This is a genomic window from Thioalkalivibrio sp. ALJ3, assembly GCF_000377205.1.
Lineage (GTDB): Bacteria > Pseudomonadota > Gammaproteobacteria > Ectothiorhodospirales > Ectothiorhodospiraceae > Thioalkalivibrio.
The window spans coordinates 116,386-138,418 of record NZ_KB897909.1 but is presented as its reverse complement, the minus strand read 5'-3'; the positions used below and the strand labels follow the sequence as shown (position 1 = coordinate 138,418).

The following is a 22,033-nucleotide window of genomic DNA, read 5'->3' as shown; positions in this document are numbered from 1 at the left end:
GGCGGGTGCCCCGCACCCGGTGAACAACGCTGGAGGAATTCCATGAGTGCAAGTGCAGAGGAGATGGTCGCGCCGATCAACTTTTACCGGCCCGATTATCACATCAAGACCCCGGACATGCGTTCGCCGGAATACGTGCAGATGTCCACGGCGGCTGCGATCACGCTGGGCTTGGTGCCGGGCACCATGCACCGCACGTCCTGCACCCACTGCCTGAACCTGCTGGTGACCTACCCGGAAGGCTGCCGTGCGAACTGCTCGTACTGCGGCCTGGCGCGCCACCGCGAGGAATCGCGTGACTACGCCGACCGCAACTTCATCCGCGTCGACTGGCCGACCGCCAAGTACGACGAGGTGATCGAACGCGTCAAAAACAACTCCGACGCCGGTCAGTTCGAGCGTATGTGCATCTCCATGATCACGCACCCGAACTCCGATGCCGACACCGTCGAGCTGCTGGAGAAATGGGTCGCCGAGGTCAACCACATCCCGGTGTCGATCCTGTCCAACCCGACCACCATGAGCTACGAGGACCTCCAGCTCCTGCGGGACAAGGGCGCGGACATCTTCACCGTCGCACTGGACGCGGTCACGCCGGAGATCTTCGAGCGCACCCGCGGCAAGTCGGTCGAGAGCCCGCACACCTGGGACAAGTACTGGCAGGCGATCGAGTGGGCCGCCGAGATCTTCGGCCCGGAAAAGTTCGGTGCACACCTGATCTGCGGCATGGGCGAGACCGAGGAAGAGATCCTGCAGGTCTGTCAGCGCATCCGCGACCTGGGCGGCCACAACCACATGTTTGCCTTCTTCCCGGAAGAGGGCTCGCTGATGGAGGACTGGAACCCGGTCCCGCGTGACCAGTGGCGCCGCGTACAGCTGGGCCGCTTCGTGATCGACTACGCCGGCGGCCGTATCGACGACATGAAGTTCAACGCCGACGGCCAGGTGGTGGACTTCGGCCTGCCGCAGTCCGAGGTCGACGAATTGATTGCTTCCGGCAAGCCGTTCCAGACCTCCGGCTGCCCCGGGAAGTCGGACGAGGAGGTCTCGGCCTGTAACCGCCCCTACGGCGATTCCAGCCCGACGGACATCCTGTCCTTTCCGTTTGCCCTCAACTCGACGGACGTCGGGTTTGTCCAGCGGCAAATGGCCGGGGAGGATGTCGGCACCTTCGACTTCGATGCCGACGAGGCCGAGGACGAGAAGTCCGCATAAAACTCGATGTATGCTGAAAGCCCCGGTCTTCCGGGGCTTTCGCACGTCAGGGGGGTCGATTAGACTTTTTGAATATTCAGGTTTCGAGTGGGGATATGTCAGGGGCCCCGCCGAAAGAACTCCCGGGGGGATGGGTCGTCCACCCGCGAGTGGTCGCTGCACCACAAAACCGGACCCGCGGCAGACAAGGGGGCCGCAGGTAACCGGAGGTGCCGGGACCATACAACAAGAAGACCACCAAAGGAGAACAACATGGAAGCACGCATCATTCGCCGCAGTCTGGTGACGCTCGCGGTCGGCCTTGCAATGGGCAGCGCCAGCGTCGCCAATGCCACCAACGGCTATTTCGCTCACGGTTTCGGCACCAAGGCCAAGGGCATGGGCGGGGTCGGCATGGCCATCTCCCAGGACGCCTACGCCCCTGGCATCAACCCCGCCGGTATCGCCGGCATGGAAACCCGCTTCGACGCATCGGTCGCCTACTTCCGCCCGGAACGCTCGTTCGAGGCTAGCGATCCGCACCGGCAGCCACAGCAAGGTGAATTTCCGCTTGCCGGCGGCAGTGTCGACAGCGACAGCAACAACTTCTTCATTCCCTCCCTCGCCTTTGTCCAGCAGATCGATGCGGATCGCTCCTGGGGCATCGCGTTGCTTGGTAACGGAGGGATGAACACTGATTATCCGGCCATTGATAGAGAGTGCCAGGATCAGCAGGGCAATCCCGTGCCAGGGCGAGGTGTTTTTTGTGATGGCACTGCGGGTGTGAATCTCGAACAGCTGGCCATCATTCCCACCTATGCCCAGAAGTTCGCCGATGGCCGGGTGAGTGTTGGTTTCAGTCCGATCATTAGCTACCAGCGGTTCAGCGCCGAGGGGATTGGGTCGTTCGGCCCGATGAGCGAAGACCCTGACAACCTGAGTAGTGGGCGCACCGATTCCAGTTGGGGCTACGGCGCCCAGATCGGGTTTCAGGCCGAGCTTGCCGAAGGTGCCCGGGTCGGCGCGAGCTATCGCTCGAAAATCCGTGCGGGTGACTTCGATCGCTACGCGGGGCTGTTTGCCAATGGGGGAGAATTCGATATCCCGTCGACATACGGTCTTGGCGTCTCGCTGGACGTGAGCCCCCGTGTGACGCTATCGGCCGACTATCAGAAGATTCGCTACTCGGAGATCGATGCGATCTCGAATCCCAGCACCAATCAGGCACCGTTCGGAGCCGACGGCGGACCTGGGTTCGGCTGGGAGGACGTGAATATCTTCAAGTTTGGTGCGCAGATCGACGGTGGCAACGGCTGGACGTGGCGAGTCGGGTACAACCGCGGTGAAAACCCCGTTCAGTCCCGTGATGTGATGCTGAACATCCTGGCACCCGGGGTGGTGAAGCATCACTTTACCGCCGGATTTACTCGCGAGTTTGGTCCTCACGAGGTCAATTTCGCGGCGATGTACGCACCGCGTAACCGAGTATCCGGGGATAACATCATGTACCAGGGGCAGGATATCGAGATCGAGATGCGGCAGTACGAACTCGAGATCGGGTACGCGTACCGCTTCTGATCGATTGTGTCCGGGCGGCCGTCGTCGGCCGCACCGGTGCCCGGCGCGGGCTTCGGGATGAGCGACCGGCCCTTGAATAGGGGCCGGTTGCCGCCAGGGAAGGCGGCCGGCGCCGGGCACCGGGACCCATCGGGGGGTGGGGCCCGGGCCCTTTCGTCGGAAGGCATTCTGATCGAGCCTGTGCTCGAACCAAATCCAAAGGAGGATCCCATGCGAGCAATCCACGCATTGCGCGGAGGCATTCGCGTGCCTGCCGTTCTCGCGTTTTTCAGCGTGTGTCTGCTGACCCTGGGCGCGGCCGCCACGGCATTGGCGGACGATGTCTATCGCCCACTGGTGCTGGCCTATACCACGTCCGGTTCCGATGTCGGCAGTGAGGCGGAGACGGTCCGCGAACGCCTGGAAGGGGCCGATTTCCAGACCCTGGGCGAATATGCCGTCAGCGACGATCGCCATGTGATCGTGGTGACCCACGATGACCTGCTGGCGGTGGCGGGCTCCCAGGATCGGGCGGCATACATCGCACCCATCCGGGTCGCCGTGACCGCGACCAACGGCGAGGTTCAGGTCAGTTACAACAACCTCGAGTACTTTCGGCATGCCTATCGCATCGACGCGTCGGTGAACGACGTCAGTTCGCGCCTGGCCGACGTGCTGGGCGACGAGCAGCACTTTGGCTCGGAAGACGGCATGACGCCGAGGGAACTGCAGCGCTACCGCTACACCTTCGGCATGGAGCGTTTCGACGCCCCGTACGATCTGGGTAGCCATGGCTCGCGTGATGCCGCCCTGTCCGAGCTCGATCGCGGGCTGGAGGAACGGCGTGCGGGGGTATCGGAAATCTACCGGCTGGATATCCCCGGAACGGACGCTACGCTGATCGGCGTGGCGATTCGGGCCGATGATGGCGCCGATTCCGAGGCCACCGACCTCAACACCCTGGAGACGATCGACGTGCGCGAGCTTCGCCACACCGCCTACGTGCCATACGAGATCCTGGTGGAGGGGGGCGATATCGAGGCGCTGCACATGCGTTTTCGTGCGGCGCTGCACTGGCCGGATCTGCGCATGCTCGGCGATCACAGCTTCATGCAGCTTCGCCGCGTCCCGGGCGCGCTGGAAGATGCCCTGCGCGAGGTGGCCGGCTTTGAGGAGCCCGCAGACGACGGTTTCGACTGGTAGAAGCATAACGCCAGGGATGGCGAACGAACCCAGCTAATAGCCCAGGGTTCCTCTCAAGAACCCCGGTCCGCCGGGGTTTTTTTACGGCCGGGGGCTGGACTTGTTTATGCTCCCGGTTCATTCGCGGCAGGATGCACGCCCCATGAAATCGATGAAGATCGCCAACATCGGCGAGATCCGTAACGAGCTCAACAAGTACAAGAAGGGCAAGAAGCTCGATATCCACCAGTTCAACCAGGTGGCGCGTCTGGCCTGGCTGGGCAAGATCGTGATGCAGCCGCTGGATCTCGAGGACCCTGAATGCAAGTCCTTCCTGGTGTATATCCAGGAGCCGGAAGAGTTGGCCGCACATTTTTTGAATACCGACCAGGAGTTGACCGGCGGGATCCACATCATCGACGGCGAGCAGGCCATGGCCATGGTCGAGATCATGCGCGGGGGTGTCGAGGAGCGTGCCAAGCTGTACGAGGACCTCTCGCGCAGCGACTTCTACTTCCGCTACTTCTACAAGCCCGGCAAGGACGACGAGGCCCCGTCCGAGCAGGACAAACCCGAGGGCTGATCCTTGGTCGCATCCACGGTCACCCCGGAATGGATTGATGCCGGGGCCCGCTCCGCGGAAGAACTCCACGCCCTGTATACCGGCCTGGCGGGCAGCACGCCGCCGGAGTCGCCGTTGCGCGTGCTGTGGGTGCACTCGCAGGAGGCGCACATCTCCGTGGGCGCCAGCCAGGACCCGGCCGTGGATCTGGACCTTGCCGCCTGCGAGGCCAATGGCGTGCCCGTGGTGCGCCGTCCGCTCGGGGGTGGCTCCGTGTGGGTGGATGCCGACCAGGCCTGCTTCTTCCTGATTCAGCCCCGCCAGGTCCTTGCCCGTGGCCACCGGCACCTGTTCGCGCTGGGGTTGGGCATCGCGATGGATGTCCTGCGGGACCTGGGGCTCGAAGGCGTCGAGGCGCGCGGCCAGGACGTCTGGGTGCAGGGACGCAAGATCATGGGCACGGGCGCGGCCACGCTGAACGAGGGCTGTGTGTTTGGTGCCAGCTTCCTGCGCCGCTTCCCGGTGGAACAATTTCTCGCCTGCGTGCATGCCCCCAGCGACGGCTACCGAGAATGGCTGCGCCCGGCGCTGGAGGAGGGCATGACCGATTGTGCGGAACAGTGCGCCGAGGCGGCCCCGACGCCGGAACAACTGGGGGCGGCGCTGAGCGAGGTGCTGGAGCGCCGCTTCAGTACCCCCGCGCGGCCTTACCGTCCAAAGCCTGCGGAATGGGACCGGTGGCTGGCGGCCGGGCGCGAGGAGCTCGCCGACCTGGCCGACAGTCAGGGCGGGCCGGCCGTGCGCGACGGTATCCGTGTGAATCGCGACAACCATGTATTCGAGACGCGCGGGCACTGCGGCCGCCTGCGTCTGCATATCGCCGGGACACACATTGCGCGCATCTGGTGCGAGGACCCGAGCGTGGATCGCGTGCTGCGCGAGACCCTGGTGGGTGAGTCGCCGGAGCGACTGCGTGTGCGTTCGCGCCTGAACGGCCAGCTCGACGCGGTGATTGTCGACGAGGTCAGCGCCCGGATCGATGGCCTCTACCGCGGAATCGCCGCCTGATTCGGGTCCGCGCGCCGCTGGATACTTCCCCAAACAAGCTTTACGAGGCGAACCGATGTCCGAACCGACCATTGAACGGCGGCTGGAAAAACGCCTGATCCTGATGAGCCAGGATCAGGCGATGATCGAGCAGATCCGCGCCGCATTACCGGATGACTGGCATTTGCACCCGGTGACCGATCTGGAGGATCTCGGTGCCTGGAACGAGGTGCTGCTCTATCGCTTCCTGCTGCTGGACCTGGACGAGATCGAGGTGTTTGACCCGCTGGATGTGATTCGCATCCTGCGCATGGAGTATCAGATCAACCTGCCCGTGTTCTGTTTTGGCGGGGACCAGGACATCCGCGACGAGATGCGTCTGGCGCGGGCGGATCGCTTCTTCGACCGCGAAGAGATGATCGACAAGATCCCCGAGTTCATCCGCATGTACGACTGGGGCTGAGCGTCCCATCAAAAAGGCCCCGGGCGTCTGCCTCGGGGCCTTTTTGATTCGCGAATCCGCGGCGTGACGCGGATCGCGGGATATGGCTCCTAGCCGATCCAGGCGTGCTCCAGCACGTCGATGCGGATTTTCTCGTGGTAGGTCTCGCCGTTGGCCTCGATCACCAGGTCACCCATGCGGGTGCCGGCGGTATCAAAGCTGAACTTGCAGTCAAAGGTGCCCGGCAGGGACACGCTGCTCTCGCACAGCGCCTCGCCTTCCACCGAGAACTTGCACTGTGCGGTGCCGGAGCCGTTCAGCAGGGCCTGGACCCGGAATTCCTCGTTGATCGGGCGCCGGTAGACTTCCGGATCGCGATTCGGGTTGTACTGCAGGTTGTTCAGCTTGACGAGTTTGACAAGTTTCATACCGGGTCCTCTGTTGAAGCGCTGAATCCGATTTGCGGGCGCCTTCACCTGCCCGATCCCGCACCGGGAAGGGCGTTTGGTTCATGGAAGTGCGCAGGTTCGATAGAATATAAACAGCCAATGATACAACAAAGCCTGCGGGAACACGACGGGATGCCGAGGGGCATGCCGCCAGCCCGGCGGAGGGTAACGCCGCACCCGCGCATACACCAGTCCCGGCCCCAGCGGTCGGCATCGGAGACCCCATGAAGAACCTGATTAACCGTATCCGCGGTGTGGAACGTGACGTGATCGAGAAGCCCGGCGACGCGGGCGATGCCCCGTTCTACAAGGCCCAGGGCGACGAGATCGAGATCTTTCAGGCCGCGTACTCGAAGCGTCTGCCGGTGATGCTCAAAGGCCCGACCGGCTGCGGCAAGACCCGCTTCCTGGAGCATGTCGCGCACACCCTCGGCCAGCCGCTGGTGACCGTCTCCTGCCACGAGGACCTGACCAGCTCCGACCTGGTCGGCCGCTTCCTGCTGGAGGGCGAGGAGACCGTCTGGCAGGACGGCCCGTTGACCCGCTCGGTCAAGGAGGGCGCGATCTGCTACCTCGACGAGATCGTCGAGGCGCGCACCGACACCACCGTGGTCATCCACCCGCTGACCGACCACCGCCGTCAGCTCCCGCTGGACAAGAAGTCCCAGATCATCGACGCGCACGAGGACTTTATGCTGGTGATCTCCTACAACCCCGGCTACCAGACGGTGCTGAAGGACCTGAAGCCCTCGACCAAGCAGCGCTTTGTCGGGATCCACTTCGACTACCCGGCCGAGGATGTCGAGCGCGAGATCGTGGCCAAGGAATCCGGTGGCCTGGATGCCGGCCGGGTAGAAAAACTCGTGGCCGCCGGGCGCAAGGCGCGGGCCCTGAAGGACCACGGACTGGAAGAGGCGACCTCCACCCGTGCGCTGGCCTATGCCGGCGAGCTGATGCAGGCAGGGCTGAGCCCGCGCGTGGCCTGCCGCGCCGCGATGATCGCCCCGATCACCGATGACCCCGAGCTGATCCAGGCGCTGGAAGAGATCTTCGACGCCCACTTCCCCGAGTCTGAAGCCGCGTGAACGACCACGCCCGTAACAACGGCGGGGCGAACACGGAGGCCGAAGACCTCGTCGAGATCGAGGAGGTCCTCCAGCACCTGGAGGACATCAGCTTCGTCGCCCACCGTGACACCAAGGAGGCCCTCCCGGCCATCCGCGCGTTCGGCGCGGCCACCGCGCGGCGCTGGATCGAGACCGTGCGCGACCTGTTCTTCCACGATCGCGAGGCCGGCAAGAGCTTCATGCGCAATTCCGCACGACTCGCGGAGCACATGCAGACAGTGGACCTGTGGCTGGAGCAGGCTGCCCGCTTCAAGCAGTGGGTCAACTCCGCCGATGCACTGGAAGGCTTTATGGCCCAGGCCGATCGCGTGTATGACGCCTGGGGCGAGGCCGGCGAGCGCGAGTGGGCCGAGATCGGTCTGCGCTGGTGCGAACGCAGCCTGCCCGATGCCCGTGCCTACTTTGAGACGCCTTTCGACAAGCTCTCCGCCGGGCGCGGCATCGAGGGCCTGCGTGCGCTGATCGAGCCGGCCGAGACACTGTTCGACGAACGCGGTCTGACCCTGGATGCATATCTTGAGGGTGCGCCGATCGCCCGCAATCTGGTCGGCGATCAGGGCCTGCTGTCCTGGGCCCGCCGCGGCGCGGACCTGCTGAAGGCGGGGCGCTCGCGCGGCGAGGCCTACTTTCGCCTGGAGAGCGACGAGAGCCTGAAGCTGCTTTTGGAGGCGCTGCCGGGCTTTCGCCCGCGCATGCACGGGCGTTTCCTGCGCCTGGTGCTGCTGGCCTGGCTGGATGCCGATATCCCGCTGGCCGATTCCAGCTGGAAGCCGGGCGAGGGCCGCCCGATGCTCGAGACCGACGGCCGGCGACTGTTTATGCCGGCGGTGATGGATTCGCGCGAGGAGGCGATGGTCGCCACCCAGCACGCGGCCGCGCATCTCGCCTTCGATACGTATGCGCACGCCGACGTCGAGCGCCTGTTCGAGCGCGCCGGTGCCGAGCATCCGCCTCTGGATGACCGCTCGCGCATCACCTGGCGCCCACTGTTCGCGCCATTCGAGGCGCGCATGTTCCGCTTCCAGGTGCTGTTCGACCTGGCCGAGGACCTGCGTGTGAACGCGCGTCTGGCCCCGCGCATCCCGAACTTCCTGCCGCGCCTGGTGGCGCTGGCCGAAGTCCACGGGCGCCCGGAGGGCGCGGCCGGCGTCTATTTCGACTTCGCGCTGAAGGCCCACCAGGCCCTGCTACGGGGTGAGCCGCAGGACCCGCGTCTGACGCGCGTACTGGAGTCGGACGCGGACGTCGTCACCGCCTGGGCGGTTGGCGAGGAGCTGTTCGCCGACGAAGCTTTTCCCGAGATCACCATCGAGGAACGCGCGGAGGCCTATCTGCCCGGGCTGTCGCTGAACCAGTCGCTGCCGGTGTATCCGCAGAAGAAACGCGATGGCAGTCTGGCCGACTTCCGTGACCACGAGGCGCACGACGAGCACAAGTTCGAGCACCAGAAACAGGAAGAACAGCCGCAGCAGGCCCCGGAGCAGGCGCAGAAAGACCCGGACGCCGACATCCAGACCCCGCAGCAGGAGACCTCCGGCACCGGCGGGCGCATCGGCACGGGTATCCCGCAGCCGGCGCAGGTGGCCAAGCGCGCCGCTCCCTACACCCCGAAGAAGGACGGCATCCCGTATCCCGAGTGGGACTACCGCGAGCAGCGCTATATCTCCGACTGGGTGAACCTCTACGAGCGGGTGCTGGACGACGAGGACCCGGAACGGGCCGCCACCATCCTGTCGGAGAACGCCGATACCCTGAAACGCCTGACCCGCGGCCTGGAGATGCAGCGCCCGATGCGCCTGGCACCGCAGCGCAAGCAGATGGACGGCGACGAGCTGGACACCGAGGCGGTGATCGATTTCATCGCCGACAAGAAGGCGGGGCTGTCGCCGAAGGCCTTCATCTACCGCCGCCGTGCGGTGCAGCACCGTGATACCGGTGTCATGATGCTGGCGGACATGTCCACCTCGATCATGGCACGCCACCCGGGCGGGCAGGGCAAGATCGTCGACCGCGTGCGCGAGGGGATGATGCTGTTCGCCGAGGCGATCGAGAAGGTCGGCGACCCCTACGCGATCTCCGGCTTCGCCTCCAAGCAGCGCGACCAGGTCAACTACTACTGGCTGAAGGACTTCAACGAGGACCTGAACGACACCGTCCGCGCCCGCATCGCCGGGGTCTCCGGGCGCCTGGCCTCGCGCATGGGTGCGGGCATCCGCCATTCGCTGGATGCGTTCCGGCGCAGCTCGGCCCAGCGCCGGCTGCTGCTGATCCTGTCCGACGGCCGCCCGGCGGACTACGACGACGGCGGCGACCAGCGCTACCTGCACGAGGACACGCGCATGGCGATGAAGGAGGCGGTGGACGCCGGCGTGCACCCGTTCTGCATCACCCTGGACCCGTCCGGTTCGGAATACCTGCCGGCGATCTTCGGTCCCGGCCACTACACCATTATCGACCACGTGGACGAGCTGCCGCGCCGTCTGCCCGAGATCTACCTGAGGCTGCGACAGTGAGTGCCACCCCCGAAGCCATCGACGCATCCACCGGGGCCGCGGACCGGCACCCGGAGCCGGCCCGCCGTCATGCCACGCTGCTGCATGCCCCGCGCTACCGCGGCCACAGCTACGGCGACAACCACCCGCTCGGGATCCCGCGCGTTTCGCTGACCATCGACCTGATCGAGGCCTATGACGCGATCACGCCGCAGGAAATGGCTGTATCGCGCAAGGCACAGCCGGCCGAACTCGAGTGGTTCCACACCCGCGAGTACGTGGCCGCGATGCAGCGCGCCGAGGCGCTCGGCAAGGTGTTCCAGCGCTACCGCGACCGCCACAACATCGGCAACTTCGAGAACCCGTTTTTCGCCGGTTTCTACTCCACCCCGGCGACTGCCACCTGGGGCTCCATCCAGGGCGCCGAGGTGGTGCTGGACGGGTGCATGGCCTTCAATCCGGCCGGCGGCATGCACCACGCCGCTCCCGACCAGGCCCGCGGCTTCTGCTACTTCAACGACCCGGCGCTGGCGATCCTGCGCCTGCGTCAGGCCGGGCAGCGCGTGCTCTATCTGGACATCGACGCCCACCACGGCGATGGGGTCGAGGCGGCATTCACCGACGATCCGGACGTGCTCACCGTCTCCCTGCACATGGACACCGAATACGGCTACCCCTTCGAGGGCGGCCGCATCGAGGACACCGGACCGCTGGGCAACGCCGTGAACCTGCCGCTGCCGAAGGAGACCAACGACAGCGAGTTTCGCGCCGCCTTCACGGCCGTCTGGGAGGCCGTGCGCATTCGCTGGCAGCCGGATGCGGTCGTGGTTCAGGCCGGTACCGATGCGCTGCTGCCGGATCCGCTCGGCAAGTTCGGCATCTCCACCCAGTGCTTCCTCGCCTGCATCGACGACGTGATCGAGACCAGCCCGCGCCACGCCGACGGCACGCCGAGGCTCCTGGTCCTGGGAGGCGGCGGCTATCACCCGCTGGCGCTGGCGCGCTGCTGGACCGGGGTCTGGGCCCTGCTGACCGGTCGCGAGCTCCCCGCCGCAATCCCGGAGGCCGGCCAGGCCCTGCTGCGCGAGGTCGACTGGGATATGGACGAAGAAGAGGAATGGTACGAGTCCCTCTTTACCTCCCGTCTCGATGCGGATCGCGCTGGTCCGGTACGCGACGAACTGCGTAATCGTCTTGACCGGCTGCTGGCAGGGCACCCGTTGCTCTGACGTTCGTAGAGGACCTGCAGTGCTGGTGCCTGCGCGTCAGCGGCTGGAGCGGTAATCGCGTTCGATGTAGCGCAGCAGCTCGGTCGTCTCCCGCAGGGTGGCGCGCTGAATGCGGGTCTCCCCGATGAATCCGGGTATCCAGAAGTCCGGTTCCACATGCATGTGTATCGTCAGACGGGTGCCGCCGGCCTCGGGCTGAAGATCCCAGCGGGTGGCGCCCGAGAGCAGATTGCTGTGTTCCGGGTCGACTTCGGCATCGATGCGTTCGGGGTAGTATTCGGTCACTCGCTCGTGCCGGCGGATGGTCCGGCAGAACACGAACACGCAGCTGTGCACGACGCTTGCGACCTCGGCTTGGTCATCGGATCGGGACACGAGCCGGCTCTCGCGGATGGATTCCGAGTAACGGTTCAGTGCGTCGTAATCCGTCAGGTACGACCACAGGGTCTCCGGTGGGACTTCGACCAGGAAGGTTACCTCCAGCGTGTACCGGTCGCCATCGGTATCAAAATGCCGTTCGAGTACCTCCACCGCGAGTGCCGCACCGGGGATCCATGAGATCGAGGCAGCCAGGAGGAGGGCGGGCCACGTTCGCATCGAATGTACCTCCCGGGTTGCGGCTGTCGCTTTATCGGCGGCCTGTCGAAGAATTCGATCTCCGGATGCGACCAGGGTTCATGCCGCCTTGCGGCAGCGGGGCGGATCGTGATGATAGGCAAGGAGTTCAGGGATCACTGTCGTGTCGGGAGTGCGTGCTCGCCGTGACGGCCTCGTTGCGGATTGGCAGGGTGGCGAGAACGGCCAGAAGACCGACGAGGTGGAGCACGATCAGGATCATCAGATAGTTGCTGGTCAGGTCGACCCCAAGCCCGGTGAGGACCGGACCCAGCGCCGCGCCGAGGGCCACGGCGGTGTAGGTCATGCCCAGCAGGCGGCCCAGGCTGTACAGGCCGAACAGGCGGGCCAGGATCGCCGGTGTCAGGGCGATGTACCCGCCGTACCCGAAACCAAGTACCACCGCGAACAGCACGAGGGTGGCATAGCTGTCTGCGGTGCCCCAGATCAGAAAGCTCAGCGTGATCAGCACGAAGCACCCGCGATAGAGATGCATCAGGGAATAGCGATCGCCCAGCATGCCGATCGCCAGCCGCCCGACCACGCTCGCCAGCCCGATGATCCCGACCAGACCCGCCGCGCGCAGCGGATCGATGCCGCCCGCCTCGGCCGCGGGCGGCAGGTGCACGAACGGGACGTACATAATCGTATTGAGCAGAAAGGTCGCCAGGTAGAGCTGGGCGAAGCGGCGCCCACCCCAGCGGGTGGTGGCGGCATGGGTACCATCCGGCGCGCGCCCGGGCCGCGGATACAGGATACCGGCCAGCGGCAGGATGATGGCCGCCGCGAGCGCGTAGAAATGGTATGTCGAGCGCCAGCCGTGGAGCTCGATCAGCCAGGCGGACAAGGGTGCAAAGCCGAGGACGCCCAGCCCGATGCCGGACACCGCGATGCCCAGGGCCATGGAGCGCCTGCGGGAGAACCAGCGCCCGACCGCGGCCACGACGGGTACGAACACGCAGCTCGCCCCGATACCCACGCCGAGACCATAGGCCAGATAGGCCTGCCAGAGTTCGCCGGCACGCGCCGTCCCGACAAGACCCGCCGCGATGAACAGGCCACCCGCAATGAGCAGCGGGCCCGGGCCGATACGGTCGGACAGAGGACCGGTTACGCCACTCAGGCCAAAGAACAACAGGGCAGTTGCGGAAAAGAACAGCGCGGATCCGGCATGCCTTGTACCGAACTCCTGTGCCATGGAGGAGAAAAACGCCCCGTAGCTGTACGCGATGCCAAAGGCCACGAACAGCGCCACAAGGGAGAGCCCGCAGGCGAGCCAGGCGGTCGGGGAGTCCAGGGAGGGATCGCCCTGATGCTGGCGTCGACGGAGGGTCATCGGCGACCCAACAGGCGACCGGCCCCCTTGCGGGTCTGGCGCCAGATCTGGCGCCAGCTTCGGGACGACGGGTGGCGCAGCAGCCGGGTCTTGCGGGTTTGCTGCATGGCCGGGATCAGCGTTTCCAGTTCACTGGTCAGGCCGTCGATGTTGTAGGGCGTTGCGCCATCGAGCCGGGCAGGAATCACCTCCTGTTCGGGCAGGCCGAAGTCCGCGGCGATCGCCTGCCGGGCGGCGGCGATGTTCTGCGCCTTTGGCCGGGCTTCCGGCGGGTCGATCGCATACGGCGGTTCCCATTCGCGTGCGGGGGACAGGCGATCGATATGGCTGGCCACAATGCGAATGGGGGGCTGGCGTCGATCCGGGTGCTCCGCAAAGAAGCGCCGTATGGCTTGCAGCGCCTTGTTGTCCGGGGAACGGTCGGCCTGGTGCGCCGGTGCGACCCAGAGCACCAGGTCCGCGGTCCGGGTGGCTTCAACCAGGGTATCGACATCCATGCGGTCGCCGAGCCCCGGGGTGTCCACCAGCAGCAGTTCCTGGCCGTCCGCGAGGGTCAGCAGATAGCCCTCCTGCTCGGCGGTCAGCGGCAGCACGTCCGTAGCCGCGCGGTATTCCCCCAGTAGCGCGTTGACCAGCGTGGATTTCCCGGCCTGTGGCTGGCCCACGACCAGTATCTTCGGCCGGCCCGGGAACGCCTCCTCTGCAGGATTACTCGCCTGTGTCTCCTGGTCGGCGATCTTGGCCAGGGCGTCGGCATCGTGCTGCAGGCGGCCGGAGTAGAGTTCGATCGCCGCGCGGCCGACCTCCTCAATCCAGATGCGTGCGACCCGTCGCAGCAGGTATTCGCGTGCGGTGCCAGAGAGCTCGTTGAAGAAGCGGTCGCGCAGCTCGGCGGCCAGGGCGTGCAGGGGATTGGCCAGGCGAGCAATACGATAGGCCTTGTAGGCCGTGCGCCCGTAGGACAACCCCGATGTCACCATGGGGCGGTAGCCCCAGATGCGCAGGATCTGGCCCATGCGCAGGCGATCCGACAACGGGACTTCCTCCAGCAGGATCTTGCGCAGCCGGGCGCTGACCCGCTCGCTGAGCAGCAGGGCCTCGGGCACGGTGAATTCCCAGATGGGGTCTTCCTGTTCCGGGTGATAGTGCGCGGCCACCGTACGCAGGGTTTCCTCGCCCGCCTCCCGCAGACGGTCGTAGTCGGTGACGATCTCGCCGCTGGCATGCTCGCTCAGGCGCATGACCTCGGCCCAGGCGGCGTGCTCCAGTGGCGCCCAGTCGCCATCGGCGGGGCGCACGGGCTCGGTCGTCCGCTCGCGGGTGTGGACCTTGATCCGGTAGCGCGCCCACAGCGTCATGCCCCATACGCTGCCCGCGGCGATGGCGGCCGCGGCGATCCAGATCAGCAGGATATTGTGTTCGTAGAGCCAGAGCAGACCCAGGACGAAGGCCACCACAAAGGGCGACAGCAGCAGGACCGCGGCGAAGGTGACGCCCGTGACCTGCAGGCGGGTGAGCCAGCGGCGTTTCATGGCGTGTCGTTCCCCGAGGGCCCGGCCTGGCGGTGCCGGGCCAGGTTCAGGGCCTCGCGCAGGGCATCGCGGTAGGCCTGTTCTACCCCGGCGGTGGCCTCGCGCCCGTCATGTCGACGGGCCAAGTAGTGACGTGCGGCATAGCCCAGCGCATAGGTGGTGGCAAAGCTGGTGGCGGCCGCCGCCGCCGCCCCCGCGGTCTGGCCGTAGACCGGGACCAGCTTGCCGACCTGCCGGGCGCCGTGGCTGAGGCCCAGGCCGAGCAGGGTGCTGGAACCGAGCGCCGCGGAGAACTCGCGCAGGCTGCGGGAATCCCAGGTGACCCCGTAGATGCTGGCCAGGCTGTGCAGCAGCTTTCCCTGGACCGCCGGCACGGAGAACAGACCCAGCAGGGGTACGGCATCGGTAGTCGCGGCCACGCTGGCGTAGCCGATGATGTGCGATCGGGCGCGCAGCCGACGGGCGTCGCCGCCTGTGGACTGGCGCAGCCCCTGCAGGATCACCCCCATGCGTTCGGGAGCCAGATTCTCCAGGGCGTCGAGCAGGGCGTCCAGCCCGTAGTGGGTCGGGGTGAAGCCCTCGTCCTCGGGCGTGATATCGACGGGCACGATCTGCACCGGTCCGGTCCCGGGCAGGTTGCGAAAGGCCTCGGCCTGGGTGCGCCGCGCGCGGTTCAGTTCCTCCAGCCCGGGGCTGCGGTCCAGCTCGGCGTAGGGCGGATGATCGCGCCCGTCGGGATAGCCCTCGTGCAGGCAGGTCTGCACCACCAGGACCGGCCAGTTCGGATGCCGGCGGCGAATGTCCCGCAGGGCATTCAGGACGGGCTCCTGCTGCAGATCCATCGCGCGCGCCACGGCGACCACCATGTGCGCGTGGCCTGCGAGCTCGGCGAGATCCTCGCCGGGGTCATAGGCGACCTCGCCCAGACCCCGCGTGTCCAGGAAGCGCAGCACCGGCGCCTCGGCCGGGAAGTCGTAGGCGCGTGCAGTCCGGGTGCAGCTCTTGAAACCGGTCCCGATCGCCACATTGGAGTCGCCCGTGATCGCGCGCACCAGCGTGCTCTTGCCGGACTGCACCTTGCCCAGCAGCCACAGCACGGGGGCCTGCTCGCGCGCCCGCTCGGCCACGACGTCGGCATCGGGGGCCTCCGCTTCGGGCCGCAGGACGACCTGCATGATCTTGCGCCAGCCGAGGCCCTTCGGCAGGCGGAGGGATTGCCAGGGCATCTTCATGCTGTGATTCCGTTTCGCGGCATGGAAACCTTTCGTCAGTGAAGAGGGCGCAACTGTGCAGGGCTTGTGAGCCAGCCCGCCGCTCAGTGTGCCATGTCTCGGCCAATGTTCGCGGCGGGCGCGGTACACTGAAATGATGAGCAATACTTCCGAAGACGACCTGTTCGGTCCGGATGCGGGCGGACTGCCCCCCGAGCCCGAACCGGCCGTACAGGGTCCGGACCCGAACGCACCGCTGGCCGAGCGCATGCGCCCGGCGCGGCTGGACGAGATGGTGGGCCAGGATCATCTGGTCGGCCCGGATGCCGCCTTGCGCCAGGCGATCGAGCAGGGGCAGACCCCGTCGATGATCCTGTGGGGCCCTCCGGGCTGCGGCAAGACCACGCTGGCCCGCCTGGTAGCGGCGGCCGGGGCGCAGCGCCTGGTGACGCTGTCCGCGGTACTGGCCGGGGTCAAGGACGTGCGCGCGGTGGTGGACGCGGCCAAGGCCCGGCGACGCAACGGGGTCGGTACGTTGCTGTTCATCGACGAGATCCATCGCTTCAACAAGGGCCAGCAGGATGCCCTGCTGCCGCACATCGAGGACGGGACACTGACCTTCGTGGGTGCGACGACCGAGAATCCCTCGTTCGCGCTCAATAGTGCGTTGCTGTCGCGAGCGCGTGTCTATCGCATGGAGTCCGTCGGCGCCGAGGCGATCGAGGCGTTGATTGACCGGGCGCTGAGCGATCCCGAGCGCGGACTCGGGGGGCGCGGGCTGCGGCTGGAGGCCACCGAATGCCAGCGGCTGGCGCGTGCGGCGGATGGCGATGCCCGGCGCGCACTGAACTGGCTGGAGACCGCCTCGGATCTGGCACGCGACGGCGAGATCACCGCCGACGCGCTGCGCGCGGTGATGGGGGCGCAGAGCCTGGCCTTCGATCGCCAGGGCGATGCCTTCTATGACCAGATCTCCGCCCTGCACAAGTCGGTGCGCGGGTCAGACCCCAGTGCGGCTGTGTACTGGCTCACGCGCATGCTGGATGCCGGCTGCGACCCGGATTATCTCGGTCGGCGCCTGCTACGCATGGCCTACGAGGACATCGGGCTGGCGGCCGTGGGGCTGGGGGCGCGGGTGCTGGCGGCCTGGCAGACCATGGAGCGCCTGGGGCGGCCGGAAGGCGACCTCGCGCTGATCCAGGTGGCGATCGAGCTGGCCGCCGCCCCCAAGAGCAACAGCGCCTATGCGGCGTTGAACGAGGTCCGCGCAAGCATCCGCGAGACGGGCAGCCCCGGCGTGCCCCTGCATCTTCGCAATGCCCCTACGGAGTTGATGCGCGAGGAGGGGTTCGGCGCGGGATATCGCTATGATCATGATGAACCGGATGGTTTCGCGCGCGGGCAGGTCTATCTGCCCGAAGGGCTGGAGGATCAGCACTTCTATCGAGCGAAACGCGAGGGTACGGAGCGCGCGCTGGCCGAGCGGCTGGAGCGACTGCGCGGCGACGACAAGGAATAGGGACCCATGCAGATACATCATCCCGGACGCTGGTGGCTGTTGGCCGCGATCCTGCTGGCAGGATCGCTGGGCTGGGTGGCGCTTACCACCGAATGGCCCGAGCTGTTGCCGCTGCAGGACGTCGAGGCGTGGCTCGCCAGCTGGGGGGCGGGCGCCTACATGGTGTTTGTGTTGGCCTTTGTCGTCCTTGCGCTGTTTCCGTTGCCCAGCACCTTCTGGATCCTGTTGGGAGGGGCGTTGTTCGGGCCGTTCACCGGCGGGGCTCTGAGCCTGCTGGCGGCGACCATCGCCGCGATCATCGCGTTCACGCTGGCGCGTACCCTGCTGCAACCCTGGCTGGAACCGCGTCTGGGTCCGCGCAGCGCACGGCTGCGCGAGGATGTGGAGGCCGAGGGCTGGCGCGTGGTCGCACTGACACGGCTGGTGCCGGTGTTCCCGTTCGCCCCGACCAACTACGCCCTGGGCCTGGTGCGCATGCCGCTCACTGTGTTCACAGTCACGACCCTGGTCGCACTGATCCCCAGCCTGTTCGCCTATTCCTGGCTGGGCCACGCCACGCGAGAGATGGTGGCAGGCGATGCGGACAACCGGGTTCAGCTGGGGCTCGCGATTCTCGCCGTACTGGCCCTTGTGCTGTTGCTTCCTCGGCTGTTGCACCGGATCTGGCAGGGGCAGAAATCCGTCCAGTCGCCCGCCTGAGTCCCACGGTAACCATGTCACGGGAGTCACCCTTCCTGTCCGTGATCATCCCGGTGCTGAACGAGGCCGGATCCCTCCCGTCCTTGCTGGATACGCTGGGCGAAATCCTCGACTGTGAGGTGATCGTGGTCGACGGGGGGAGCACGGACGGTACTGTCCAGCAGGCAGAGCAACGCGGCGTGAGCGTGCTGTCCAGTGCCCCCGGCCGCGCACGGCAGATGAATGCCGGTGCCGAGCGCGCCCGCGGCGAGGTGCTCTGGTTCCTGCATGCGGACACGGCGTTCCCGGACAGGGCTGGGGTGGCGGTGCACGCCCTGCGTGATGCGGTGGCCCGGGGCGATCGCGCCTGGGGGCGTTTCGATGTCCGGCTGTCGGGGGGGCGCGCGATATTCGCGCTGATCGGTGCGATGATGAACCTGCGCTCGCGTCTGAGCGGGATCGCGACCGGGGATCAGGGTGTCTTCGTCACGCGTTCGGCGTTCGATACCGTGGGCGGCTGGCCGGATCAGCCGCTGATGGAGGACATCGAGCTCTCGCGGCGACTGAAGCGCTCGGTGGGGCGCCCAAGGTGCCTGCGCACCCGGCTGGTCACGTCGTCGCGGCGTTGGGAACAGAAGGGCGCATGGCGCACGATCTGGCTGATGTGGCGGTTGCGCCTGGCCTACTGGCTGGGTGTAAGCCCGGATGGGCTGGCGCGACTGTATCGTGGCGATGCCTGACCGGCGGCCGTCGGAAGCACTGCGTGTACTGGTCTTTGCCCGCGCGCCCGATCCGGGCCGGACCAAGACCCGGCTGATCCCAGCGCTGGGCGCCGAGGGCGCCGCACGGCTGCACGAGCGGTTGCTGGAGCACGCGCTGGACGTGGCCCGTCAAGTGGCACCGGACCATGTGGAGCTGTGGTGCACCCCGGATACCGATCATCCGTTCCTCGAGCGTTGTGCCGAACGCTTTGGCTGTTCCCTGCACAGCCAGGTGGGTGATGACCTCGGGGCCCGCATGTGCCATGCACTGGAGGCCGGGCCGTTTCCGGCACTGGTGATGGGGTCCGACGCCCCGACGCTGGGTGTTGGGGATCTGGTCGCCGCACGTAGTGCACTGGCCGGAGGCCAGGATGTGGTAGTGATCCCGGCGCTGGATGGCGGTTACGTGCTGTTGGCCGCCGCGCGGCCCGTACCGGAGCTGTTCGAGGCCATCGAGTGGGGCAGCGACTGGGTGTTGGAACAGACCCGTGAGCGGGCCCGGGCTCAGGGTCTTGTCTGGGCGGAGCTGGAAGCGCGGGCCGACATCGACCGCCCGGAGGACCTGGCGCATTGTCCGCCGGTTCTCCTGCGTGGCATAACGACGCCTTGAGAACGGCTCTCCAGGACGCGCCCGGTCCCGGGGCAGTCGCAAGCTGGGCCAGGCTTCGGGTAGGATGCGCGCCATGAAAGCGTTTGTTGCCTGGGTCGACCGTGCCCCGTTGTGGTTGTTCATTCTGTTTGTGGCCACCCTGGGGCTGTCGCCCTATGTCCCCGAGCCGCACATCGTCGAGAAGATCCGCTGGCTCTTCCAGGGCGAACTGACTCGCGCGATCGATATCCTCGACCTGATCATGCACGCCATCCCCTGGTTGCTGATGGCCTTCAAGCTCTATCGCATGAGTATTGCGTCGAAAGGCGCTTCCTGACTCGGCGTCTCCTTGAGGCTTGTGGGAACTCGACGGCCCCGGCTTGGGTCGCTACGGTGCCTGCCACTTTGACGTGACCAAGGAGAGTCCCATGCGTTTTATCGTTTCTGTCACCGCCGGTACCGACGACCCCACCCGTGCCACCCTCGGCATGATCGCCGCCAATGTGGCCAAGCAGCAGGGCCATGACGTGACCGTCTGGCTGCAGGGCGAGGCCGTGAACATCGCCAACCGCAATGTCTACGACAAGATCGTCGGCCACAACATGCCGGCGATGAAGGACATCGTGGACTCGCTGGTCGAGGAAGGCGTCCCGTTCTGGGCCTGCGAGGCCTGCGCCAACGGCCGCGACGTCGGCGAGCACAACTTCCTGCCGAATGCCGAGATGGCCGGCATGGGTCAGTACGTCCAGGCCGTTGCCGAGTTCGATCGCTCCATGAGCTTCTGATCGAGCGGGCCGGTCCGCGGGCGGGGTGTGATCCCCCGCCCGTATTTACCCGCACTTCCTGTGCCAGTCCCTCGAACTGGCACATCGCATGCTTGTTTGTTCCGGGAATGATCCGCGGACGACGAGCATGACCCAGAACGCATCCCCGAGTTTTTCCTTCGAAGAGGCCATTGGCGATTTCCTGGTCGCCTCGCGCAAGTGCGAGGTGGTGAGCCTGGAGCGCCTGCTGGACGCAGTACAGCTGGTCGGGCGCATCCGTGCGCTGGTGCATCAGCTCCAGCGCGAACGCGGGGCCTCCAGCCTCTGGATCGGCTCCGGTGGGCAGCGCTATGCGGACGAGCTGGCGCAGTACCGAGCCGAATCCGACACTACCGCCCAAGCGTTTCGCGAACACCTCGATGGCTGGCTGGAGCCCGGGGCCTGTGCCCACGCGCGCAGTCGTCTGCTGGGGCGCATGGCGCTGGCGCTGCATGGCCTGTCGGGCCTGCCCAGCCTGCGGGCGGAGGTCAGCGAACGCACGCTCTCGCCGATGGAGGCGATGCGCGGCTTCAGCGAGCTGATCCGGTCGCTACTGGCGGTGGTGTTCGAGGCCGCCGATTCCGCCACGGACCCGGAGGTCTCGCGAGCTCTGGTCGCCCTGTTGAACTTCATGCAGGGCAAGGAGCTGGCGGGCCAGGAACGCGCGATCGGGGCCGCCGGCTTTGGCCGGGGCGCGTTTGATGGCGAACTGCGTCAGTCCCTGCTGCATCGGATCGATACGCAGGAACGCTCGTTTCGGATCTTCTCCGCGTTTGCCCCGGAGCCGGCCTGCGCGGCCTGGCAGGAACTGCAGGGCGCGGGCTTCTCGGCGGAGGTCGAGCGGCTGCGCCGTCTGGCCTGCACCCGGGACGAGTCCCTGCCGGACCCGGCCCGTGCCGAGACCTGGTTTGCCTGCACCACCGCGCGCATCGACGCGATGAAGGAGATCGAGGACCTCCTGGAGATGCACCTGAACGAGCGTTGCTCGGCACGCATTACGGCGGATCGCGCGGACCTGGGCGCGGTGCGTGACCGCATCGCCCAACTGGCGGAATCCGAGCTGCGTGACAGCGTTCCGTATGCGGTGTTCTTCGGGGCGCCGGAGGGTCTGGATCACGAGGAGGATGGCGAGACGGTGCTCAACGTCCCGATTGTCGGGCACTCGGTGATGGACCTGGTGCAGCGCCAGGCCGCCCGGTTGCAGTCGGTGGAGGACGAACTGCATGCGGCACGCCAGGCCCTGGCCGAACGCAAGACCATCGAGCGTGCCAAGGCGCTTCTGATCCAGCACCGTGGCCTCAGCGAGGACCAGGCCTACAAGCTCCTGCGCCAGACGGCGATGAACCAGAACCGGCGCCTGGCCGAGGTCGCCGAGGCGACGGTCGCGATGTCGGATCTGCTGGGCAAGGGCTTGTAGTAGTTTCCTCGCGCGGTGCACCAATGCAGTTCACCTGCACCGCCAGCGCGCCCCAGGGTGGTGCCGCTGTCTGCGGGATTGCGGTCGGCGTGGGTCTCCCGGGGTTCGATTGAGTAGCCGAGACCATCCGATTTTCCCGCGCCACGGTGCGATTCTTCCTCGCGGGGTCGATTAGTAACGGCTAACTGGCACACCTCCTGCAGGACATTGAGCAAGACGAGCCAATGGCGGTTCGTCACCTGACAACTGGGAGACCCGATGACCGGGCCTCCCATGGGACTGGACAAAGGC

General features: G+C 66.5%; 21 protein-coding genes. 16 read left to right on the top strand and 5 right to left on the bottom strand.

The features are described from left to right. Positions 1-42: 42 nt before the first annotated feature. The 6 genes from C935_RS0110685 (at position 43) to C935_RS0110660 (ending at position 6,005) form a co-directional block, all read left to right on the top strand. A complete protein-coding gene (locus C935_RS0110685) occupies positions 43-1,215 on the top strand; it encodes a radical SAM protein (RefSeq protein WP_018862489.1) in 1,173 nt (390 codons plus the stop codon). 252 nt (positions 1,216-1,467) lie between these two features. Beyond that, entirely contained in the window at positions 1,468-2,772 is a 1,305-nt protein-coding gene (locus C935_RS0110680; protein ID WP_018862488.1) for an OmpP1/FadL family transporter, read from the top strand. Positions 2,773-2,982: 210 nt separating this feature from the next. Further along, positions 2,983-3,954 carry a hypothetical protein gene (locus C935_RS0110675; RefSeq protein WP_018862487.1) on the top strand — a complete coding sequence of 324 codons (972 nt, stop codon included), beginning with the start codon at positions 2,983-2,985 and terminating at the stop codon, positions 3,952-3,954. A 142-nt stretch (positions 3,955-4,096) separates the two neighbouring features. Next, positions 4,097-4,516: a hypothetical protein gene (locus tag C935_RS0110670; protein ID WP_018862486.1), complete on the top strand. Its 420-nt coding sequence runs from the start codon at positions 4,097-4,099 to the stop codon at positions 4,514-4,516. A gap of 3 nt (positions 4,517-4,519) precedes the next feature. Beyond that, a complete protein-coding gene (locus C935_RS0110665; protein ID WP_018862485.1) occupies positions 4,520-5,563 on the top strand; it encodes a lipoate--protein ligase family protein in 1,044 nt (347 codons plus the stop codon). A gap of 55 nt (positions 5,564-5,618) precedes the next feature. Continuing rightward, a complete protein-coding gene (locus tag C935_RS0110660) occupies positions 5,619-6,005 on the top strand; it encodes a hypothetical protein (RefSeq protein WP_018862484.1) in 387 nt (128 codons plus the stop codon). Positions 6,006-6,094: 89 nt separating this feature from the next. Here the strand turns inward: C935_RS0110660 and C935_RS0110655 are convergent, their stop codons facing one another. Further along, positions 6,095-6,412 carry a hypothetical protein gene (locus C935_RS0110655; protein WP_018862483.1) on the bottom strand — a complete coding sequence of 106 codons (318 nt, stop codon included), beginning with the start codon at positions 6,410-6,412 and terminating at the stop codon, positions 6,095-6,097. Between the two features lie 245 nt (positions 6,413-6,657). Here C935_RS0110655 and C935_RS0110650 point away from each other — a divergent pair, with 245 nt between their 5' ends. From C935_RS0110650 to C935_RS0110640, 3 genes are read left to right on the top strand one after another with little or no spacing between them, the layout of a single operon-like run. Beyond that, positions 6,658-7,518, top strand: a complete 861-nt coding sequence (locus C935_RS0110650; RefSeq protein WP_018862482.1) for a CbbQ/NirQ/NorQ/GpvN family protein — start codon at positions 6,658-6,660, stop codon at positions 7,516-7,518. Continuing rightward, positions 7,515-10,073 (top strand): nitric oxide reductase activation protein NorD, encoded by a 2,559-nt coding sequence (locus tag C935_RS0110645; protein WP_018862481.1) that lies wholly within the window; start codon positions 7,515-7,517, stop codon positions 10,071-10,073. The genes C935_RS0110650 and C935_RS0110645 overlap by 4 nt, the downstream gene beginning before the upstream one ends. Then, positions 10,070-11,281, top strand: coding sequence for an acetoin utilization protein AcuC (locus tag C935_RS0110640; protein WP_018862480.1), 1,212 nt, complete (start codon positions 10,070-10,072; stop codon positions 11,279-11,281). Before C935_RS0110645 ends, C935_RS0110640 begins: the two co-directional genes overlap by 4 nt. A gap of 36 nt (positions 11,282-11,317) precedes the next feature. Here C935_RS0110640 and C935_RS0110635 read toward each other — a convergent pair whose 3' ends face one another. The 4 genes from C935_RS0110635 to C935_RS0110620 form a co-directional block, all read right to left on the bottom strand. Beyond that, positions 11,318-11,878 carry an SRPBCC family protein gene (locus tag C935_RS0110635; protein ID WP_018862479.1) on the bottom strand — a complete coding sequence of 187 codons (561 nt, stop codon included), beginning with the start codon at positions 11,876-11,878 and terminating at the stop codon, positions 11,318-11,320. Positions 11,879-12,005: 127 nt separating this feature from the next. Then, entirely contained in the window at positions 12,006-13,232 is a 1,227-nt protein-coding gene (locus tag C935_RS0110630; protein WP_018862478.1) for an MFS transporter, read from the bottom strand. Then, on the bottom strand, positions 13,229-14,764 hold the full coding sequence (locus tag C935_RS0110625; protein WP_018862477.1) for a GTPase family protein: 1,536 nt from the start codon (positions 14,762-14,764) through the stop codon (positions 13,229-13,231). The genes C935_RS0110630 and C935_RS0110625 overlap by 4 nt, the downstream gene beginning before the upstream one ends. Further along, the gene (locus C935_RS0110620; protein WP_018862476.1) at positions 14,761-15,996 is read right to left on the bottom strand and encodes a GTPase family protein; all 1,236 of its coding nucleotides are present in this window, start codon (positions 15,994-15,996) and stop codon (positions 14,761-14,763) included. The genes C935_RS0110625 and C935_RS0110620 overlap by 4 nt, the downstream gene beginning before the upstream one ends. Before the next feature lie 133 nt (positions 15,997-16,129). Between C935_RS0110620 and C935_RS0110615 the strand changes: the two genes are divergently transcribed. From C935_RS0110615 to C935_RS0110580, 7 genes are all read left to right on the top strand, one after another. Next, complete coding sequence (locus C935_RS0110615) at positions 16,130-17,494, top strand: replication-associated recombination protein A (protein ID WP_018868578.1); 1,365 nt, start codon at positions 16,130-16,132, stop codon at positions 17,492-17,494. A gap of 6 nt (positions 17,495-17,500) precedes the next feature. Continuing rightward, a complete protein-coding gene (locus tag C935_RS0110610; protein WP_018862474.1) occupies positions 17,501-18,193 on the top strand; it encodes a TVP38/TMEM64 family protein in 693 nt (230 codons plus the stop codon). Positions 18,194-18,207: 14 nt separating this feature from the next. After that, positions 18,208-18,912, top strand: a complete 705-nt coding sequence (locus C935_RS0110605) for a TIGR04283 family arsenosugar biosynthesis glycosyltransferase (protein ID WP_018862473.1) — start codon at positions 18,208-18,210, stop codon at positions 18,910-18,912. Next, the gene (locus C935_RS0110600) at positions 18,905-19,543 is read left to right on the top strand and encodes a TIGR04282 family arsenosugar biosynthesis glycosyltransferase (RefSeq protein ID WP_018868580.1); all 639 of its coding nucleotides are present in this window, start codon (positions 18,905-18,907) and stop codon (positions 19,541-19,543) included. The genes C935_RS0110605 and C935_RS0110600 overlap by 8 nt, the downstream gene beginning before the upstream one ends. 73 nt (positions 19,544-19,616) lie before the next feature. Beyond that, positions 19,617-19,859: a hypothetical protein gene (locus tag C935_RS0110590; RefSeq protein WP_018862471.1), complete on the top strand. Its 243-nt coding sequence runs from the start codon at positions 19,617-19,619 to the stop codon at positions 19,857-19,859. Between the two features lie 91 nt (positions 19,860-19,950). Beyond that, a complete protein-coding gene (locus C935_RS0110585; RefSeq protein WP_018862470.1) occupies positions 19,951-20,307 on the top strand; it encodes a DsrE family protein in 357 nt (118 codons plus the stop codon). A 127-nt stretch (positions 20,308-20,434) separates the two neighbouring features. Further along, positions 20,435-21,742: a nitrate regulatory protein gene (locus C935_RS0110580; RefSeq protein WP_018862469.1), complete on the top strand. Its 1,308-nt coding sequence runs from the start codon at positions 20,435-20,437 to the stop codon at positions 21,740-21,742. Positions 21,743-22,033 lie beyond the last annotated feature (291 nt).

Bases quoted from the DNA above. Each gene is read 5' to 3' on its own strand.
- C935_RS0110685 (WP_018862489.1), top strand. From the start codon at position 43: ATGAGTGCAAGTGCAGAGGAGATGGTCGCGCCGATCAACTTTTACCGG.
- C935_RS0110585 (WP_018862470.1), top strand. From the start codon at position 19,951: ATGCGTTTTATCGTTTCTGTCACCGCCGGTACCGACGACCCCACCCGT.
- C935_RS0110625 (WP_018862477.1), bottom strand. From the start codon at position 14,764: ATGAAACGCCGCTGGCTCACCCGCCTGCAGGTCACGGGCGTCACCTTC.
- C935_RS0110615 (WP_018868578.1), top strand. From the start codon at position 16,130: ATGATGAGCAATACTTCCGAAGACGACCTGTTCGGTCCGGATGCGGGC.
- C935_RS0110670 (WP_018862486.1), top strand. From the start codon at position 4,097: ATGAAATCGATGAAGATCGCCAACATCGGCGAGATCCGTAACGAGCTC.
- C935_RS0110650 (WP_018862482.1), top strand. From the start codon at position 6,658: ATGAAGAACCTGATTAACCGTATCCGCGGTGTGGAACGTGACGTGATC.
- C935_RS0110600 (WP_018868580.1), top strand. From the start codon at position 18,905: ATGCCTGACCGGCGGCCGTCGGAAGCACTGCGTGTACTGGTCTTTGCC.
- C935_RS0110610 (WP_018862474.1), top strand. From the start codon at position 17,501: ATGCAGATACATCATCCCGGACGCTGGTGGCTGTTGGCCGCGATCCTG.
- C935_RS0110620 (WP_018862476.1), bottom strand. From the start codon at position 15,996: ATGAAGATGCCCTGGCAATCCCTCCGCCTGCCGAAGGGCCTCGGCTGG.
- C935_RS0110605 (WP_018862473.1), top strand. From the start codon at position 18,208: ATGTCACGGGAGTCACCCTTCCTGTCCGTGATCATCCCGGTGCTGAAC.
- C935_RS0110655 (WP_018862483.1), bottom strand. From the start codon at position 6,412: ATGAAACTTGTCAAACTCGTCAAGCTGAACAACCTGCAGTACAACCCG.
- C935_RS0110680 (WP_018862488.1), top strand. From the start codon at position 1,468: ATGGAAGCACGCATCATTCGCCGCAGTCTGGTGACGCTCGCGGTCGGC.
- C935_RS0110675 (WP_018862487.1), top strand. From the start codon at position 2,983: ATGCGAGCAATCCACGCATTGCGCGGAGGCATTCGCGTGCCTGCCGTT.
- C935_RS0110580 (WP_018862469.1), top strand. From the start codon at position 20,435: ATGACCCAGAACGCATCCCCGAGTTTTTCCTTCGAAGAGGCCATTGGC.
- C935_RS0110630 (WP_018862478.1), bottom strand. From the start codon at position 13,232: ATGACCCTCCGTCGACGCCAGCATCAGGGCGATCCCTCCCTGGACTCC.
- C935_RS0110590 (WP_018862471.1), top strand. From the start codon at position 19,617: ATGAAAGCGTTTGTTGCCTGGGTCGACCGTGCCCCGTTGTGGTTGTTC.
- C935_RS0110660 (WP_018862484.1), top strand. From the start codon at position 5,619: ATGTCCGAACCGACCATTGAACGGCGGCTGGAAAAACGCCTGATCCTG.
- C935_RS0110635 (WP_018862479.1), bottom strand. From the start codon at position 11,878: ATGCGAACGTGGCCCGCCCTCCTCCTGGCTGCCTCGATCTCATGGATC.